16 protein-coding genes and 2 pseudogenes are annotated in these 15,972 nt (G+C 55.1%); 5 read left to right on the top strand and 13 right to left on the bottom strand.

Going from position 1 to position 15,972, the window contains the following annotated elements; all coding sequences use genetic code 11:
• Nucleotides 1–75: 75 nt before the first annotated feature.
• Nucleotides 76–1,359, top strand: coding sequence for a citrate synthase (locus HA45_RS03940; RefSeq protein WP_100702409.1), 1,284 nt, complete (start codon nucleotides 76–78; stop codon nucleotides 1,357–1,359).
• Nucleotides 1,360–1,387: 28 nt separating this feature from the next.
• On the opposite strand, the pseudogene nei reads toward HA45_RS03940, so the two are convergent.
• The 11 genes and pseudogenes from nei to HA45_RS03885 all read right to left on the bottom strand — a co-directional run bounded on the left by nei (nucleotide 1,388) and on the right by HA45_RS03885 (nucleotide 10,620).
• Nucleotides 1,388–2,176 (bottom strand): annotated as a pseudogene (gene nei, locus HA45_RS03935) (endonuclease VIII).
• 11 nt (nucleotides 2,177–2,187) lie between these two features.
• Nucleotides 2,188–2,835 carry a pyroglutamyl-peptidase I gene (gene pcp / locus HA45_RS03930; protein WP_100702408.1) on the bottom strand — a complete coding sequence of 216 codons (648 nt, stop codon included), beginning with the start codon at nucleotides 2,833–2,835 and terminating at the stop codon, nucleotides 2,188–2,190.
• A gap of 7 nt (nucleotides 2,836–2,842) precedes the next feature.
• Entirely contained in the window at nucleotides 2,843–3,859 is a 1,017-nt protein-coding gene (locus tag HA45_RS03925; protein WP_100702407.1) for a DUF979 domain-containing protein, read from the bottom strand.
• A complete protein-coding gene (locus tag HA45_RS03920) occupies nucleotides 3,859–4,587 on the bottom strand; it encodes a DUF969 domain-containing protein (RefSeq protein WP_100702406.1) in 729 nt (242 codons plus the stop codon). The genes HA45_RS03925 and HA45_RS03920 overlap by 1 nt, the downstream gene beginning before the upstream one ends.
• Before the next feature lie 61 nt (nucleotides 4,588–4,648).
• Nucleotides 4,649–5,386, bottom strand: a complete 738-nt coding sequence (gene pxpA / locus HA45_RS03915; protein WP_100702405.1) for a 5-oxoprolinase subunit PxpA — start codon at nucleotides 5,384–5,386, stop codon at nucleotides 4,649–4,651.
• Nucleotides 5,376–6,308, bottom strand: a complete 933-nt coding sequence (gene pxpC, locus HA45_RS03910) for a 5-oxoprolinase subunit PxpC (protein ID WP_100702404.1) — start codon at nucleotides 6,306–6,308, stop codon at nucleotides 5,376–5,378. The genes pxpA and pxpC overlap by 11 nt, the downstream gene beginning before the upstream one ends.
• The gene (pxpB, locus tag HA45_RS03905) at nucleotides 6,302–6,958 is read right to left on the bottom strand and encodes a 5-oxoprolinase subunit PxpB (RefSeq protein ID WP_100702403.1); all 657 of its coding nucleotides are present in this window, start codon (nucleotides 6,956–6,958) and stop codon (nucleotides 6,302–6,304) included. The genes pxpC and pxpB overlap by 7 nt, the downstream gene beginning before the upstream one ends.
• A 148-nt stretch (nucleotides 6,959–7,106) precedes the next feature.
• Nucleotides 7,107–7,850: a type 2 GTP cyclohydrolase I gene (locus tag HA45_RS03900; protein WP_100702402.1), complete on the bottom strand. Its 744-nt coding sequence runs from the start codon at nucleotides 7,848–7,850 to the stop codon at nucleotides 7,107–7,109.
• A gap of 20 nt (nucleotides 7,851–7,870) precedes the next feature.
• A pseudogene (gene phrB / locus HA45_RS03895) lies at nucleotides 7,871–9,296 on the bottom strand (deoxyribodipyrimidine photo-lyase).
• Between the two features lie 12 nt (nucleotides 9,297–9,308).
• On the bottom strand, nucleotides 9,309–10,265 hold the full coding sequence (locus HA45_RS03890; protein WP_100702400.1) for a YbgA family protein: 957 nt from the start codon (nucleotides 10,263–10,265) through the stop codon (nucleotides 9,309–9,311).
• 154 nt (nucleotides 10,266–10,419) lie between these two features.
• A complete protein-coding gene (locus HA45_RS03885) occupies nucleotides 10,420–10,620 on the bottom strand; it encodes a DUF2517 family protein (protein WP_100702399.1) in 201 nt (66 codons plus the stop codon).
• 245 nt (nucleotides 10,621–10,865) lie between these two features.
• Here HA45_RS03885 and kdpE point away from each other — a divergent pair, with 245 nt between their 5' ends.
• Nucleotides 10,866–11,540 (top strand): two-component system response regulator KdpE, encoded by a 675-nt coding sequence (gene kdpE, locus HA45_RS03880; protein ID WP_100702398.1) that lies wholly within the window; start codon nucleotides 10,866–10,868, stop codon nucleotides 11,538–11,540.
• Nucleotides 11,541–11,619: 79 nt separating this feature from the next.
• Here kdpE and pgm read toward each other — a convergent pair whose 3' ends face one another.
• The gene (pgm, locus tag HA45_RS03875) at nucleotides 11,620–13,260 is read right to left on the bottom strand and encodes a phosphoglucomutase (alpha-D-glucose-1,6-bisphosphate-dependent) (RefSeq protein ID WP_038648250.1); all 1,641 of its coding nucleotides are present in this window, start codon (nucleotides 13,258–13,260) and stop codon (nucleotides 11,620–11,622) included.
• 25 nt (nucleotides 13,261–13,285) lie between these two features.
• The gene (gene seqA, locus HA45_RS03870) at nucleotides 13,286–13,825 is read right to left on the bottom strand and encodes a replication initiation negative regulator SeqA (protein WP_100702397.1); all 540 of its coding nucleotides are present in this window, start codon (nucleotides 13,823–13,825) and stop codon (nucleotides 13,286–13,288) included.
• 248 nt (nucleotides 13,826–14,073) lie between these two features.
• On the opposite strand from seqA, the gene ybfF reads away from it, so the two are divergent.
• The 3 genes from ybfF (at nucleotide 14,074) to fldA (ending at nucleotide 15,949) form a co-directional block, all read left to right on the top strand.
• Entirely contained in the window at nucleotides 14,074–14,838 is a 765-nt protein-coding gene (ybfF, locus tag HA45_RS03865) for an esterase (protein ID WP_100702396.1), read from the top strand.
• 167 nt (nucleotides 14,839–15,005) lie between these two features.
• Nucleotides 15,006–15,281, top strand: coding sequence for a LexA regulated protein (ybfE, locus tag HA45_RS03860; RefSeq protein WP_100702395.1), 276 nt, complete (start codon nucleotides 15,006–15,008; stop codon nucleotides 15,279–15,281).
• 137 nt (nucleotides 15,282–15,418) lie between these two features.
• The gene (gene fldA, locus HA45_RS03855) at nucleotides 15,419–15,949 is read left to right on the top strand and encodes a flavodoxin FldA (RefSeq protein WP_100702394.1); all 531 of its coding nucleotides are present in this window, start codon (nucleotides 15,419–15,421) and stop codon (nucleotides 15,947–15,949) included.
• Nucleotides 15,950–15,972 lie beyond the last annotated feature (23 nt).

Raw genomic sequence — 15,972 nt, 5'->3', positions numbered from 1 at the left:
TTGTGGTTTTACACAACATGAAGGCTATTCTGGTGTCTAAGATCCTTACCTACTAAGGCGCTATGGAGACGAAAAATGACAGATAAAAAAGTGACGCTAACCCTACAAGATAACGCTTCAGTTGAACTGGATGTGATGCAAGGTACGCTGGGACAAGACGTTGTTGATGTCCGCACACTTGGCAATCACGGCCTGTTCACTTTTGATCCCGGCTTCACCTCTACTGCGTCATGCGAATCTAAAATCACCTTTATCGACGGTGACGAAGGCATTCTGTTACACCGCGGCTTCCCGATTTCCGAACTGGCAACGCACTCCAACTATCTCGAAGTGTGTTACATCCTGCTGAATGGCGAAGCCCCGACCCAGGCGCAGTTTGAAGAATTCCGCACCACCGTTACCCGTCACACCATGATCCACGAGCAAATCACCCGTCTGTTCCACGGCTTCCGCCGCGATTCGCATCCAATGGCAGTGATGTGTGGGGTAACGGGCGCGCTGGCCGCGTTTTATCACGATTCATTAGACGTCAACATTGAGCGCCATCGCGAAATCGCTGCGTTCCGTCTGCTGTCGAAAATGCCGACCATGGCCGCGATGTGCTACAAGTATTCGATTGGCCAGCCGTTTGTCTATCCGCGCAACGACCTGTCTTATGCCGGCAACTTCCTGCATATGATGTTCGCCACACCGTGCGAAGAGTACAAAGTGAATCCGGTGCTGGAACGCGCGATGGACCGTATTCTGATTCTGCATGCTGACCATGAGCAGAACGCGTCTACCTCCACCGTGCGTACCGCCGGTTCTTCCGGTGCTAACCCGTTTGCCTGTATCGCGGCCGGTATCGCTTCTCTGTGGGGACCGGCACACGGCGGCGCCAACGAAGCCACGCTGCGTATGCTGGAAGAGATCAGCACGGTTGAGCACATTCCAGAGTTTGTTAAACGTGCGAAAGATAAGAACGATTCGTTCCGTCTGATGGGCTTCGGTCATCGCGTTTATAAAAACTACGATCCACGTGCCACCGTGATGCGCGATACCTGCCACGAAGTGCTGAACGAGCTGGGTATGAAAGATGACCTGCTGGAAGTGGCGATGGAGCTGGAACACATCGCACTGAACGACCCGTACTTCATCGAGCGTAAACTGTATCCAAACGTCGATTTCTACTCTGGCATTATTCTGAAAGCGATGGGCATTCCTTCTTCCATGTTTACCGTGATCTTCGCGATGGCGCGTACCGTGGGTTGGATTGCACACTGGAAAGAGATGCACGACGAAGGCATGAAAATTGCGCGTCCGCGTCAGCTGTACACCGGTTACACCGAGCGTCCATTCTCTTCGGCGCTGAAGAAATAAAAATGGAGGGCGGGTTATCCCGCCCTTCTCAATTCTGGCATCCGGGACACCAGTAAAACGGCCGTGATGACAACACGCCCTTCTCGATCACTGCACCGCAGCGCCGACACTTTTTACCCTGCCGATGAAACACCTCAAAACGAAACGCTGCCTCTTCGTGATACTTTTTCATGCTACCGCGCATCTGATACGACAATCGAGGCACCGCCAGCATCGCCGCACTTAAGGCATTGAGCTGTTCCTCGCTGAGATCCTGCGCCCGATGCGACGCCAGCAATCCGGCATGCCATAAAATCTCCACGCGCAGATAGTTACCCAATCCCGCCAGAAACGCCTGATCGAGCAACAATCCGCTGAACTGACGGCGACGAAAACGTGCCGATAGCAGCCGCTCACGCACCTCTTCCACCGTTAACGTGGCATCCAGCACATCGGGCCCCACGCGTTGTAGAAAGGGATGTGCGCCGACGGTATCCGCATTGAGCAGTTCAATATCCTACGCGCTGTACAGCAAAATAGTTTGATCGGCATTGGCCAGCCGCACACGCAGCTGGCGCGAGGTGTTGGGTTCAGTACCGGTCGGCACCACGCGCCACACACCGTACAGTTGGTTATGGCTGTAAAGGATTAAGCCATTAGAGAAGTGTGTCAGCAGTGCTTTGCCACGCGTTTCAAAGGCAGTAATGGTTTCCCCCATCAGTGCCGGTTCGTAGGTTTTCAGTTCAGGAAAGGCAAACCACACATCAGTGAGCGGTTTGCCTTCCATCGCAGTTGCCAGTTGATCCGCCGCGCGGCGGATCTCCGGTCCTTCAGGCATACCTTCTCCTGTTAATGCGTCGCCCCGCCGACCGCGCGAATGTCAGTTTCAGTGCTCAACATCACCTGCAGTGAGGTTTCCAGCGCCAGAATCACGCTGGCCGTCGCCATACTGGCTACGCCAGGATGATTCACCGCCTGTTCCGGCATATAGGGAATATGGATAAAGCCTCCCCGTGCCGGGCTGTGGGTGGTTTTCAACCAGTGCAGCAAGCTGTACATCACGTTATTACAGGTGAAGGTTCCCGCCGTTTGCGATACCGACGCCGGTACACCAACCTCACGCAGTGCCGCCACCATCGCTTTAATCGGTAACGTGGAGAAGTACGCATCGGGGCCATCGGCCACAATCGGCTGATCGATCGGCTGCTGCCGATCGTTATCCGGAATGCGGGCATCATTCACGTTGATCGCCACGCGCTCCACCGTGATATCGCTGCGGCCACCGGCCTGCCCCACGCACAACACGCGGTCAGGCTGAATCTCTTCCAGCGCTTGCGTTAACACCTTGCCGCAGGTGGCAAACACCACCGGCAGCTGGCGCACCACAATGCGCGCGCCAGCGATCTCTTTGCCATCAAGACTGCGCACCGCTTCCCATGAAGGATTGATACTTTCGCCGCCAAAGGGCTCAAAGGCCGTCATCAACACCGTTTTCATTGCAACCTCACAAGAACATCAGGAAGTAGAGCAGGAAAATATTCACCAACAACAGTAGCACACCGGTTGGCACCTGAGCCTTGATCACCGCATTACGGTCCGGCAGTTCCAGCAAGCGGGCCGGTACGATGTTGAAGTTAGCGGCCATTGGCGTCATCAAGGTGCCGCAATAGCCAGAGAACATACCTATCGCCGCCATCACCGCCGGATTGCCGCCGTGTTGCAGCACCAGAATAGGAATACCAATGCCGGCCGTCACAATCGGGAACGCCGCGAAAGCGTTGCCCATCACCATGGTCAGCAGCGCCATACCGATCGCATACACCGCGACGGCAATCAGACGGTTATCAACGGCAAGATACTGCTCGGTGAGATGTGAAATCGCGGTGCCAACGCCTGCGCTGGTGAACAGCAGGCCAAGGGTGGCGAGGATCTGCGGCAAAATAAACGCCCAGCCCACCGCATCCAGCAGACGACGGGTCTCCTGCATCGACTGCAGCGGTTTTTCATGGGTGATTTGCAACGCGATGATCCAGCCCAGCACGCAGCCGACCATCATCGAGAACAGGGTGACTAATGTTGAATGATTACCTGGGCCAAACACCGCATCCTGCAAGCCGGGAATATTGTTAAACGCCAGCACGCCAATCACCGTCACCACCGGAATCGCCAGCGCAGGCAGGAACAGTTTATTCCGCAAGCGCTGCGCACTTTCACGCTTCTGCTGGTCGCTGCGCTGATGATAGCTGCCGAGACGCACACCGCCGAAACCGGCAATCAACGCCATCAACACCACGGCAACGCCCACGCCAATATGTAGCATACGCTTGCCGGCGGCGGTATCACCCGCCCACTGACCGATTAATTGATACGCGCCATCACCAATCAGGAACATCAGGCCATACAGCGCCCAAAACAAACCGGTAGTGAAACGACGCGGATTGGCGCTGTCACGCCAGGAAAGCACAGCCACCACCAGCAGGATCACCCCAGCCAGCCACATCAAATATTGTTGTTGGAACATTATTTCCCGCCTTTGGCATGCAGCGCCTGCTGATTGATGGCACCCAGTTCACGCGCCAGCTGGCGATCAAGACGCACCAGACGCGCCGAATGGATCAGGAAGGCGCAGAGTGCGGTGGGTATCCCCCACAAGGCGATATGCAGCGGCTCGGTGCTGATACCCGCCGACTCCTGCATGAAGTTATGCATGAAGATGATGGCGCCGAAGGCAACAAAGATATCCTCGCCAAAAAACAGGCCAACGTTATCCGTGGCCGCTGACATCGCGCGCAGACGATGACGTACTTCTGGTGTGACCTCACCATAACGGTTTTCCGTCGCCCCTTCTGCCATCGGTGCCAGCAGTGGACGCACCATCTGCGGATGGCCACCGAGGCTGGTTAAACCCAGCGCCGCCGTGATTTCACGTACGAACAGATAAACGATCAGCAAACGGCCCGCTGTCGCGGTTTTGATCTGCGCGATCCAGCTTTGCGCGCGCTCCTTCAGACCGTGGCGCTCCAGCAAACCGATAACCGCCAGCGGCAGCAGCAAAATCAGCGGCAGGTTGCGGGTATTCAGGAAGCCGGAACCGAGCTTTTCAAGAATATCGGCCAGCGGCATATGCGCGGCCAGTCCTGTAACAAAACCGGCGACAATCACCACCAGCACCGGGTTAAAGCGCAACACAAACCCCAGTACGATGGCGGCAATGCCCAATAACGGCCAGAGATTGACCACGTTATCCATCTATTTCCCCTCATCTGAGAATTAAAAAAGCCCGACAGCGTGCCGGGCGAGTTGTTATTTATTATTCACTGGTGACCGCTATCTGATGACTGGCGAAAGCGGCTCGCAGCGCACGAGCAAATTGCAACGCGTGTGCCCCATCGCCATGCAGACAAACCGTTTCAGCGTTCACCGCTACCCACTCACCGCTGATGCTCTGCACCTGACGCTGTTGCACCATGGCCAGCGTTTGTGCCAATGCACGATCGGCTTCTTCAATCATCGCGCCCGGCTGGCTGCGCGGCACCAGTGCGCCCGTTGCCAGGTAGCCACGATCGGCGAACACCTCCTCACGCGTGCGTAAGCCATGATGTGCCGCCGCCGCAATCGAAGCACTTCCCGCCAGGCCAACCAGGATCAGCGCCGGATCCACTGCTTTGACTGCGCGCGCAATCGCGTCGGCGAGCACGGCATCCGCTGCAGCCTGGTTGTACAGCATGCCATGTGGCTTCACATGCACTAATCGCCCACCTTCACTCTCGGCGATGCTCTTCAGTGCGCCGATCTGATAGATCATCTGCGCATACACCGTTTCCGGCGGCAGCTGCATCGCAGTGCGGCCAAAGTTCTCACGATCCGGGAAACTGGGATGCGCCCCAATCGCCACGCCAGAAGCTTTAGCCCAGCGCACCGATTGCAGCATGGTTTGCGCATCACCGGCGTGAAAGCCACAGGCGATATTGGCCGAACTCACCAGTGTTAACAGTTCCTGATCGCTGGCGCTGCCTTCGCCAAGGTCAGCATTGAGATCAATCTTCATGTGCAAGCCCCCAGGCTATTTGATCAAAGGAGCGCTGTTGATGCTGCTTCGCCAGCAGCGCTTCTTCCAGTGTGCAATGGATAAAGTGGATCGGTTCGCCAAGGCGAATCTGCGCCAGTTGATAAAGGTCAGCTTCGATAACACAGGCGATACGCGGATAACCGCCGGTGGTTTGCGCATCGGCCATCAACACAATCGGTTGGCCATTAGGCGGCACCTGCACCACGCCGGGCACTAACCCGTGCGACAACAGATCACGCGTGGCTTTACGCTGCAGCTGACGGCCCTGCATGCGGTAACCCATGCGATTGCTCTGCGGGCTAAGCTTCCACGGGCTGCGCCAGAAACCTTCCTGCGCTTCACGGGTAAATTCGTTGTACTCCGGTCCCGGCAAAGCGCGAATACGATTGCCCCACAGCAGTTGACGCACGCCCGCTTTGCCTTTAAAGGTTCGCGAGGGTTTGCCCAACGGCAGCTGATCGCCATCCTGTAACTTACGGCCCTGAAAACCGCCAAAAGCCGCTTTGAGATCGGTACTGTGCGAACCGAGCATCTCATCAATGGCGAAACCACCATTGACCGCCAGATAGCTGCGCATGCCGCGCACCGGCATCGCCAGTGACAGTACCTGGCCTTTCTTCACCGGCAAACGCCAGCCGGTCCACACCGGTTTACCATCGAGATCGGCATTGCAGCCTGCACCGGTCAGCGCAAACCAGCCGTCACGCTTAAATTCCGCTTTGAACTGGCCAAGCACAATTTCGAGCACCGCGCTCTCGTCCGGATTGCCCACCAGCATATTGGCGGTGCGCATCGAAGGTTGATCGAGCGCCCCGCTGACGCTGATGCCATATTGCCGCCAGCCGGTACGGCCTTGATCCTGAATTGAGGTCATCAATCCGGCGCGTAGAATGTTTAACATACGCCCTCCTGTTGCGGCACAAAGCGCACGCTGTCACCGGGGCGCAGCAGTGTCGGCGGATGCTGTAAAGGATCAAACAGGCTGATGGGGGTATGTCCGATCAGTTGCCAACCACCCGGTGCGGCCAATGGATAAATGCCGGTCTGACTGCCGCCAATGCCCACCGAGCCGCTGGGCACAATGACGCGCGGTTCAGCACGGCGCGGCGTGTGCAAACGCTCATCCAGCCCGCCCAGATAAGGAAAACCAGGCTGAAAGCCGATGAAATAGACCACGTACTCAATACTGCTGTGCAGCTCGACCACCTGCTTTGGCGTCATGCTGGCGCCCTCTGCCACCACCTGCAGATCGGGACCACCCGCACCACCGTACACCACGGGAATTTCCACCCGACGCGATTCTGGAATCTGTTCTTCACTCTCTTCCCACCAGCGTTGAAGACGCTCAATGGCATCCAGCGCATTCAATTGCGGATCGCGCAGCAGCAGCGTCAGGTTATTCATTCCCGGAATCGCTTCCTGAACCTGTTCGTTGTGCTGCAGGCGTTGGCACAGTCCCCAGATGCGCTGCTGGCTGGCGAGTGAAACGGGCGGTTCCAGCTCCAGTACCACTGCTCGCTCACCCAGTAGATAACAACGTGCTCGTTGCAAAACCCACCTCCCGGTCGTGTTATAGGCGGACAAAAACGTCCGCAATGCGCTTTGCTTATGCTTAAAGTCAACAAGTTATGCGAAAGTGACGGAGATGTGTCAACCGATTTGCGCCCTTAACGTCAGTTAAGGGCGTGAGAAAGGAGAATCAGGCAGGATTATCGATATCGATAAAGGTGACATCCAGGCCGTGATGTTCGGCCAACCACTCACCTAAGGCTTTGATCCCGGCACGCTCGGTGGCGTGATGACCGGCTGCAAAGAAATGCACGCCTTGTTCGCGCGCGCTGTGAATCGTTTGTTCAGACACTTCGCCGCTGATAAAGGCATCCACGCCAAATGCCGCTGCGCTATCAATAAAGCCCTGACCGCCACCGCTGCACCAGGCGACGCGTTTAATCAGTGCCGGGGCATTATCACCGCAGTGCAATGGTTTCCGGCCTAAACGTTCGGCGATTTTGGCGGCGAGCGCTTCGCCGCTTAAAGGTTCTGTCAATTCGCCCCACGGCACCAGCGGTTGAATTTCCCCTTTCACCTCAATATCAAACAGCTTCGCCAGCTGCGCGTTATTGCCAAGTTGCGGATGCGCATCCAGCGGCAGGTGCCAGCCATACAGGTTGATATCATTGATCAGCAAGGTGCGCAGCCGCTGGCGTTTCATCCCTTTAATTAATGGCGATTCGCTTTTCCAGAAATAACCGTGATGCACCAGGATAGCATCCGCATTGCGCTTGACTGCTTCATCCAACAGCGCCTGACATGCGGTGACGCCCGTGATGACGGTTTTCACCTCCGCGCGTCCCTCGACTTGCAAACCATTAGGCGCATAGTCGCTAAAGGCGCTGGTGTTCAGCTGCTGGTTAACAATATGTTCTAACTCGACATGATTCATAGTACGGCTCCCTGAGCGCCTCAGGCCGCGCTTCGCGCGCGCTCAAAGGCGTCTAGTGTCTTCTTACGTGCGTCCTTATGTTCCACGATTGGCGTGGGATAATCGAGTTTCTTGTTATTTTTGTTCGCCCAGACGTGTGGCTGATGGATATCGCTATCCGGCACCGCTTGCAGCTCTGGTAACCATTGGCGAATAAATTCACCTTGTTTATCAAAGCGCTCACCTTGTGTAGTGGGATTGAAGATGCGGAAATACGGCGCGGCATCGGTGCCGGTTGACGCTGCCCACTGCCAGCCACCGTTATTGGCCGCCAGGTCGCCATCAATTAATTGCTGCATAAAATAGCGCTCGCCGTCATGCCAGTCGATCAGCAAATCTTTCACCAGGAAACTGGCAACAATCATACGCAAGCGGTTGTGCATCCAGCCCAGCGTATTGAGTTGGCGCATCGCGGCATCCACGATGGGGTAGCCGGTTTTACCCTGCTGCCAGGCCGTCAAATGGGCCTCATTTTCTGCCAGTCGACGTTACGCGTCCATTCCACAAACGGCTGATGCTTACACAGCGCCGGAAACGCCACCATCAGATGGCGGTAAAACTCACGCCAGATCAGCTCATTCAGCCAGGTAAAGGCTTTACCTGCATTCAGCGCATCAGGATGCTCTTTCAGGATACGATGCAAACACTGACGCGGTGACAACACCCCAGTGGCCAGATACGGCGATAAGCGGCTGGTGCCGTCCAACGCGGGCAGGTCACGCACCTCAGGATAAAGCTGCACTGATTGCTTGCCGAAATGCCGCAGTTGCTTCAATGCCGCCTCTTCACCCGCTGGAAACAGCGATGCATCGATCTCTTCAAACGGGTAATCAAAGGGCGGGATTTTTTTCCGACGCTTAGCGGCGCATCACCGCGGGCTTTTGGTGCGTGATGGCACTCTGGTAATCCCTGATGCAGCCGGCGGACAAAGGCGCGGCTGAATGGGGTGAAGACCTTGAACATAGTATTGCTGCCCGTCTGCACACTGCCGGGCGGCAACAACAGACTGTCATCAAAGCCCTGGCAAATCACACCCTGCGCATCGAGGCGCTTTTCGGCGGTCGCATCCCGCTCGCGCTCATTGATCTCATACTGATAGTTGTAATAAAGCGCATCCACCTGCTGTTGGGCGCAAAACTCGCTCAGATAATCCACAGACGCGCCGAAATCATCACACTGATGGTAATGCAGTTTGATACCGCGCTCGGCCAGCGAAGCTTGCAGTAAACACAGGTTCTGGTGGATAAACGCAGCCTGTTTCGGCGCCATATGATGCTGCTGCCACTGTTTAGGGGTGGCAATAAACAGTGCCAGCACGTTGGCATGGCTATCGCGGCACGCCGCAGCGAGTGCGGTATTATCATTGATGCGTAAGTCGTTGCGCAGCCAGACTAAATGGGTAGACATAATGCTCCGAAATTATTGCCCGTAGCGCAAACGTAACGCTTCCGGATAAGGGTCAAAATAACGCTGCTGCGCTAACCACGGATGCGGATACTCCGCCATGTAGTGTTTCAGCATGGTAATCGGGACCAATAACGGTTGGACACCGGTGCGATAGCGGTCAATCAGCTTTGCCAATTCCTGACGCTGAGGCGACGTCAGTTGAGGTCGGAAGTAGCCCTGCACGTGCATCAGGACATTGGTGTGATTGCGGCGTGAAGCCTGATGCGACATCAAATGCATCAGCCGGATGCGGTATTCAAAGGCATACGCCTCCAGCGAATCCCACTCGCCCATCGCCGCCACGAAACGCCCCATTTCCCGATATTCATCTTGCGCATGTGACAGCAGCAGCAGCTTGTAACGACTGTGGAAGACCATCAGCTTGTGACGCGTTAAGCCACTGCGCCACATCTCATTGAACTCATGCAGCGCATACACGCGCCCCATGAAGTTTTCGCGGATGGCGTCATCGTGCAAACGTCCATCTTCCTCAAGCGGCAACCAGGGCATCTCCCGTTGTAAAAACGAGGTAAATACACCGGTGCCTGCTTTGCGATTGTCATTGGTGTCGGGTTGGTAAACGCGCACGCGCTCTAGGCCACAGCTCGGTGATTTTGCACAGAGAATATAGCCGCACAGATGATGCAAGGATTTCACGCGATCGGCAGACCAACGTTGCATCTCATCAGTGACTTCCTGGCCACCATCCTTACTGAAGCAGAGATGGATCTGTTCATCCGACTCTTTCACCAAGCGCAACGCCGGTCGCGGCGTAGGCAAGCCAATCGCCATTTCCGGACAAACCGGCTCAAAGCGCACAAAGGGAGTCAGTTCTTCGGCTGCAAAAGCGAAACGCTTGTGGCCACCGTCGAAACGGACCTTATCCCCGAGCAGGCATGCACTGATACCAACAGGAATTTTTTCGCTCATACTTGTACAACCTCCAAAATCTTGTAGAGGTTTAAGTGTAGCTGAAATGGAAAGGGATAACAGCGGGAACCCGAGGAATAGCGATAAAGTTTAGAATAAAAAAAACCGGCGCTTCAATGAAGCGGCCGGTTTCTTCGATGCAGCGTTGGAACGCTTACCAGTGGATGCTGCCCACTGCTTCAGTCTGTGCCAACCAGACCGGTTTAGTACTGGTTTTACACCAGACGCGGTGCAAGTAGCTGTAAAAGCGTGCACGATCCTGGCGGAACAGCATCACCGGTAAAGCAAGCAAGCCGACCAATACCACCAGCACGCGGCGCAACACGATTTTATAGAGTGGAAATGCCTGATACATGATTGCCTCCCGTGATAATTTTTGCGTTGAAATGTGATCTGCCTCAGATATTACGCCTGGTTGTGTAATTTTACTACTCATCCGACCACTTATTTTGATCTTTTTTTGCGCTTCTCGGCTTTATCTGAAAGTAAGTTACATAATTGTAAATGAGGCGATAACTTCAGGTTACAAACATCCTGACGGACGCCGTGTCCGATTCTTGATAAAGTGCCGTGTTAACTTTTTATGCCGCAGGAGTCAGCGTGACGACCATCTTGATTGTTGAAGATGAAAAAGAGATTCGCCGTTTCGTGCGCCTGGCGCTGGAAAGCGAAGGCCTGAAAATTGTGGAAGCAGAGCAATTACAGCGCGGACTGATTGAAGCAGCCACGCGTAAGCCGGATTTGGTGATTCTCGATCTCGGGCTGCCAGATGGTGACGGCAACGACTTCATTCGCGAAGTACGGCAGTGGAGCAGCATGCCGGTGATTGTGCTGTCTGCGCGCAGTGATGAGCAGGACAAGATTGATGCGCTGGATGCCGGTGCTGACGATTACCTGACCAAGCCGTTTGGCATCGGTGAGCTGCTGGCGCGGGTGCGCGTGGCGTTACGTCGCCATCAAAGCAGCCAGCCAGAACCGATCGTGAAATTTGGGGAAGTGAGTGTCGATCTGGCTGCACGCCGCGTGCTGCGTAATGAGCAGGAGATCCATCTCACCCCGACCGAGTTTCGCCTGTTGAGTTTATTGCTGAACAATGCCGGGAAAGTGCTGACGCAGCGCCAGCTGTTGAGTCAGGTGTGGGGCCCCAATGCGGTGGAGCACAGCCATTATCTGCGCATTTATATGGGGCACTTACGGCAAAAGCTGGAAACCAATCCCACTCAGCCAGGTCATCTGCTGACAGAAACCGGTATCGGCTACCGATTTATGCCATAAAAAATGGCCCATGCAGTCACATGGGCCATTCTATTGAAAACGCGTGATAAAAGCGCACATAGTGCGCCTTTATGTTTAATTACGCGTTCTTCAGCACTTCACTGACAATTTCGACTGCTTCTTTCTCGATCTGCTGGCGATGCTCAGCGCCGAGGAAGCTTTCACAGTAGATTTTGTAGGCGTCTTCAGTGCCTGACGGACGCGCAGCAAACCAGCCGTTCTCTGTCATCACTTTCAGACCGCCAATCGACGCACCATTGCCCGGAGCCGCGGTCAGACGTGCAGTAATCGGATCGCCCGCCAGCGTGTCAGCACTCACCATTTCCGGTGACAGCTTAGACAGTGCTGCTTTCTGCGCAGAGGTCGCCGGAGCCTGCAGACGGTTATAGCTTGGCGCACCAAAGCGTTCAGCCAGTTCGTCATAATGCTGCTGCGGATTCTTGCCGGTAACGGCGGTGATTTCCGCTGCCAGCAGGCACAGGATGATACCGTCTTTATCGGTTGACCAGGCTGAGCCATCGAAGCGCAGGAAGGAAGCACCCGCGCTCTCTTCGCCGCCGAAACCGAAGCTGCCGTCAAACAGGCCATCAACAAACCATTTGAAGCCGACCGGGACTTCAACCAGCTTGCGGCCGATATCATTCACTACGCGGTCAATCATCGCGCTGGAGACCAGCGTTTTACCCACCGCCACATCTTTGCCCCACTGCGGGCGATGCTGGAACAGGTAATTAATGGCGACGGCCAGATAGTGGTTCGGGTTCATCAGGCCAGCTGGCGTGACGATACCGTGACGGTCGTAATCCGGGTCGTTACCGAACGCCAGATCGAACTTATCTTTGTACGCCAGCAAACCGGCCATCGCGCACTCAGACGAACAGTCCATGCGCACCACGCCATCTTTATCCAGATGCATGAAGCGGAAAGTCTGATCGACAGCATCATTAACGATGGTCAGATCCAGCTTGTAGTGCTCAGCGATGCGCTGCCAGTACGCGATACCGGAACCACCCAGCGGATCAACGCCGATTTTCAGGCCCGCTTTCTGGATTGCCGGGAAGTCGATGACCTCAGCCAGACCTTCCACATACGGTTGAATCAGATCCTGCTCAACGATATGGCCGCTTGCCCAGGCCTGATCCAGTGGCAGACGTTTCACGTCTTTCAATTCGCCCTTGATCAGCTGGTTGGCGCGATCTTCCACCACTTTCGTGACGTTGGTATCAGCCGGGCCACCGTTTGGTGGGTTGTACTTGATGCCACCGTCTTCTGGCGGGTTGTGCGAAGGCGTGATAACGATACCGTCAGCCTGCGCGCCACCACGTTTGTTGTGTTCCAGAATGGCATTGGAGATCGCAGGCGTTGGCGTGTAGCCGTTATCCTGCTGCACGATCACATCCACACCGTTCGCTGCCAGCACTTCCAGCACGGACAAGATCGCCGGCTCAGACAGTGCGTGAGTATCTTTTCCCACGTAGCAAGGGCCAGTGATGCCATTCTTTTTGCGCTCTTCTGCGATGGCTTGCGCAATCGCCAGAATATGCACTTCATTGAAGCTTTGACGTCCCGCGCTGCCGCGGTGGCCAGAAGTGCCAAATTTCACCGCATGGTCCGGGTTCGCCGCATCGGGCTTCAGGACGTAATACTGCGAGGTTAATTGTGCAACGTTAATCAAATCGCTCTGCTGGGCAGGCTGCCCGGCACGGGGGTGATTGGCCATTGGCGCTTCTCCCTGACGCTTCAGTTTAAATGGTGCCGCGAACTTTCTCTGTCAGTTCCTGAGGGAACTGCATAGCCATCATGATGTGTTCCACCATGCTGCATTTGCGGCCTGTATTGGTATTGGTGATCACCCAGTACGGCGTGCCGGGAACGTGCTTCGGCTTAGTATGGGTGCCATTTTGCAACAGCGTGTGCTCGTCGCCCGCGAAGTAAACGCGAGTACGGCCCTGCAACGAGGCAGTGGCTTCAGCAAATGCTGCTGGATCAAGACGATAGAGCGTTGACAGTACCAGCATAAAGCGATTAACCGCCTTATTCTGCTCGGCATACTCATCGGAAAGCAGCAGTTCACGCACGGCACGTACGCGATCCTGAGGACGCGCTTCGCTGCGCGCAGGCTGCGCTTCTTTCACTGAAGCACTGGTGGCAGGCGCAGCAGGTGCGCTCTGACCCGCCGTAAACTTCAGCATGCGGCGCAAAATATCGGAGGCGCTTTCACCAATGTGCTGCGTGTGGCTGGCAATATAACGGTAGAGTTCTTCGTCAACTTCAATCGTTTTCATCTTATTCCGTACAATTCTGGCAAATGACAGAACCACGCATTGTTGCAACCGCCTTAGCAAAATCGAGCAGTGCAAAACGTGAGCGGGCTCTAACATAAGGATTATAAAGTTAAATCCGTGGCAGCCGATAGCGCTGGCGTCGTTTCAGGGCAAAAGTCGGAATATGCCCTAATGCCTGGCCGGCTGGCTCCTGGACAGGTGAATCCATGATACCCTAAGCCAAGGTCACAACCGTAAGAACTTTAGCCATGATTTTGAACGCCCGTCTGCAAACTGAACAATCTACCCCTGACACCACGCCGATTCTGCTAATTCATGGCCTATTTGGTAGCCTCGACAATCTTGGCGTACTGGCGCGCGGCGTTCGCGATGCCCGTCCCACGCTGCAAGTGGATGTGCGCAACCACGGTCAGTCTGCACGCAGCGAAGTCATGCATTACGCTGCGATGGCACAGGACATTGTGGACACGCTGGATGCGCATAACATCGAACGTGCTGGCGTGATTGGGCACTCGATGGGCGGTAAAATCGCCATGGCCTTAAGCGCGGTAGCCCCGGAACGCATCGAGAAGTTAGTGTTAATCGATATCGCGCCGGTGGATTATCACATTCGCCGTCACGATGAAATCTTTGCCGGCATACGCGCCGTCTCAGCTGCTGGCGTTATACGTCGTGGCGAAGCCGCTGAGGTCATGCGCCATCACATCGCCGAAGAGGGTGTGATTCAGTTTATTCTCAAGTCTTTCGTGGACGGCGAGTGGCGTTTCAATGTGCCAGTGCTGTGGAATAATTACAGCATCATTTCTGGCTGGGAAGAGGTGCCGGCCTGGCCGCATCCTGCGCTGTTTATTCGCGGTGGCGATTCGCCTTATCTGGATAATCAGCACCGTGAGGCACTGCTGCGTCAGTTCCCGCAGGCGCATGCACATGTCATCAGCGGTGCCGGTCATTGGGTGCACGCTGAAAAACCGGATGCGGTGCTGCGCGCAGTTAGACGATTTTTTAACCTGTAAAAGCAAAAGCTTGCCGTTAGCGGTTTAGGGTTGGCGTCACAGATGACGCTGGAGTATGATGTCGCGCTAAAAATTTGCCGCGGATGGTTTTTCACCGCGGTCGGGCCGATAAAATATAAATCGCGCAGCGCCTTTCCGCCGTTCGCGCCCACTCAGTTTCGCAAATCATGGCAAAAGAACAGACAGACCGCACCACGCTTGATCTCTTTGCAGACGATCGGCGTCCCGGTCGCCCTAAAACCAGTCCGCTGACGCGTGATGAACAGTTACGTATCAACAAACGTAATCAGCTCAAGCGCGATAAAGTGCGAGGGCTGCGTCGCGTTGAGCTGAAGATGTCCAGCGAAGCGGTCGATGCGCTTAGCACGCTGGCCGAGCAACAAAACATCAGTCGTAGCGAATTGATTGAACAAATGCTGTTGGCGCAGCTCAAACTGTCGTAACGCGCGCAGACCGCACGCAGGAACACAAAGATCAGGCTTTACTCGTTCCTCAGTTTTTGACCGTCTGCTATCATTCGCATAAATGTGCAGTCAATTGACTTACTTTCACAATCAGGCTTTAAGAGGTTACTAAACCCATGGCAATCGTAGGCATTTTCTTCGGCAGCGATACCGGCAACACTGAAAACATTGCAAAAATGATCCAGAAACAACTGGGTAAAGATGTCGCCGAAGTGCATGACATTGCTAAGAGCACCAAAGAAGATCTCGCAGCATTCGACATTTTGCTGCTGGGCATTCCGACCTGGTATTACGGCGAAGCGCAGTGTGACTGGGATGACTTCTTCCCGACGCTGGAAGAGATCGACTTCAATGGCAAACTGGTCGCGCTGTTTGGCTGTGGTGACCAGGAAGATTACGCAGAGTATTTCTGTGATGCGATGGGCACCATCCGCGACATCATTGAGCCTAACGGTGCGGTGATTGTGGGACACTGGCCAACTGAAGGCTATCATTTTGAAGCGTCTAAAGGCCTGGCAGACGACAAACACTTCCTGGGTCTGGCGATTGACGAAGACCGTCAGCCCGAGTTGACCAACGAACGTGTTAACGCGTGGGTGAAACAGATTTTCGATGAGCTGCAATTGAAAGAGATCATCGAGGCCTGATTCCTGCCCTCCCCCAATGTGGG

Origin of the sequence: Pantoea rodasii, assembly GCF_002095465.1 — a bacterium.
Classification (GTDB): domain Bacteria; phylum Pseudomonadota; class Gammaproteobacteria; order Enterobacterales; family Enterobacteriaceae; genus Pantoea; species Pantoea rodasii.
The sequence above is the reverse complement of the archived record's forward strand: the minus strand, read 5'-3'. Positions and strand labels throughout refer to the sequence as shown.

Bases quoted from the DNA above. Each gene is read 5' to 3' on its own strand.
- HA45_RS03920 (WP_100702406.1), bottom strand. From the start codon at position 4,587: ATGGATAACGTGGTCAATCTCTGGCCGTTATTGGGCATTGCCGCCATC.
- HA45_RS03885 (WP_100702399.1), bottom strand. From the start codon at position 10,620: ATGTATCAGGCATTTCCACTCTATAAAATCGTGTTGCGCCGCGTGCTG.
- pxpC (WP_100702404.1), bottom strand. From the start codon at position 6,308: ATGTTAAACATTCTACGCGCCGGATTGATGACCTCAATTCAGGATCAA.
- HA45_RS03900 (WP_100702402.1), bottom strand. From the start codon at position 7,850: ATGAATCATGTCGAGTTAGAACATATTGTTAACCAGCAGCTGAACACC.
- ybfF (WP_100702396.1), top strand. From the start codon at position 14,074: ATGATTTTGAACGCCCGTCTGCAAACTGAACAATCTACCCCTGACACC.
- ybfE (WP_100702395.1), top strand. From the start codon at position 15,006: ATGGCAAAAGAACAGACAGACCGCACCACGCTTGATCTCTTTGCAGAC.
- HA45_RS03890 (WP_100702400.1), bottom strand. From the start codon at position 10,265: ATGAGCGAAAAAATTCCTGTTGGTATCAGTGCATGCCTGCTCGGGGAT.
- fldA (WP_100702394.1), top strand. From the start codon at position 15,419: ATGGCAATCGTAGGCATTTTCTTCGGCAGCGATACCGGCAACACTGAA.
- HA45_RS03925 (WP_100702407.1), bottom strand. From the start codon at position 3,859: ATGTTCCAACAACAATATTTGATGTGGCTGGCTGGGGTGATCCTGCTG.
- HA45_RS03940 (WP_100702409.1), top strand. From the start codon at position 76: ATGACAGATAAAAAAGTGACGCTAACCCTACAAGATAACGCTTCAGTT.
- seqA (WP_100702397.1), bottom strand. From the start codon at position 13,825: ATGAAAACGATTGAAGTTGACGAAGAACTCTACCGTTATATTGCCAGC.
- pxpA (WP_100702405.1), bottom strand. From the start codon at position 5,386: ATGAAGATTGATCTCAATGCTGACCTTGGCGAAGGCAGCGCCAGCGAT.
- pgm (WP_038648250.1), bottom strand. From the start codon at position 13,260: ATGGCCAATCACCCCCGTGCCGGGCAGCCTGCCCAGCAGAGCGATTTG.
- pcp (WP_100702408.1), bottom strand. From the start codon at position 2,835: ATGAAAACGGTGTTGATGACGGCCTTTGAGCCCTTTGGCGGCGAAAGT.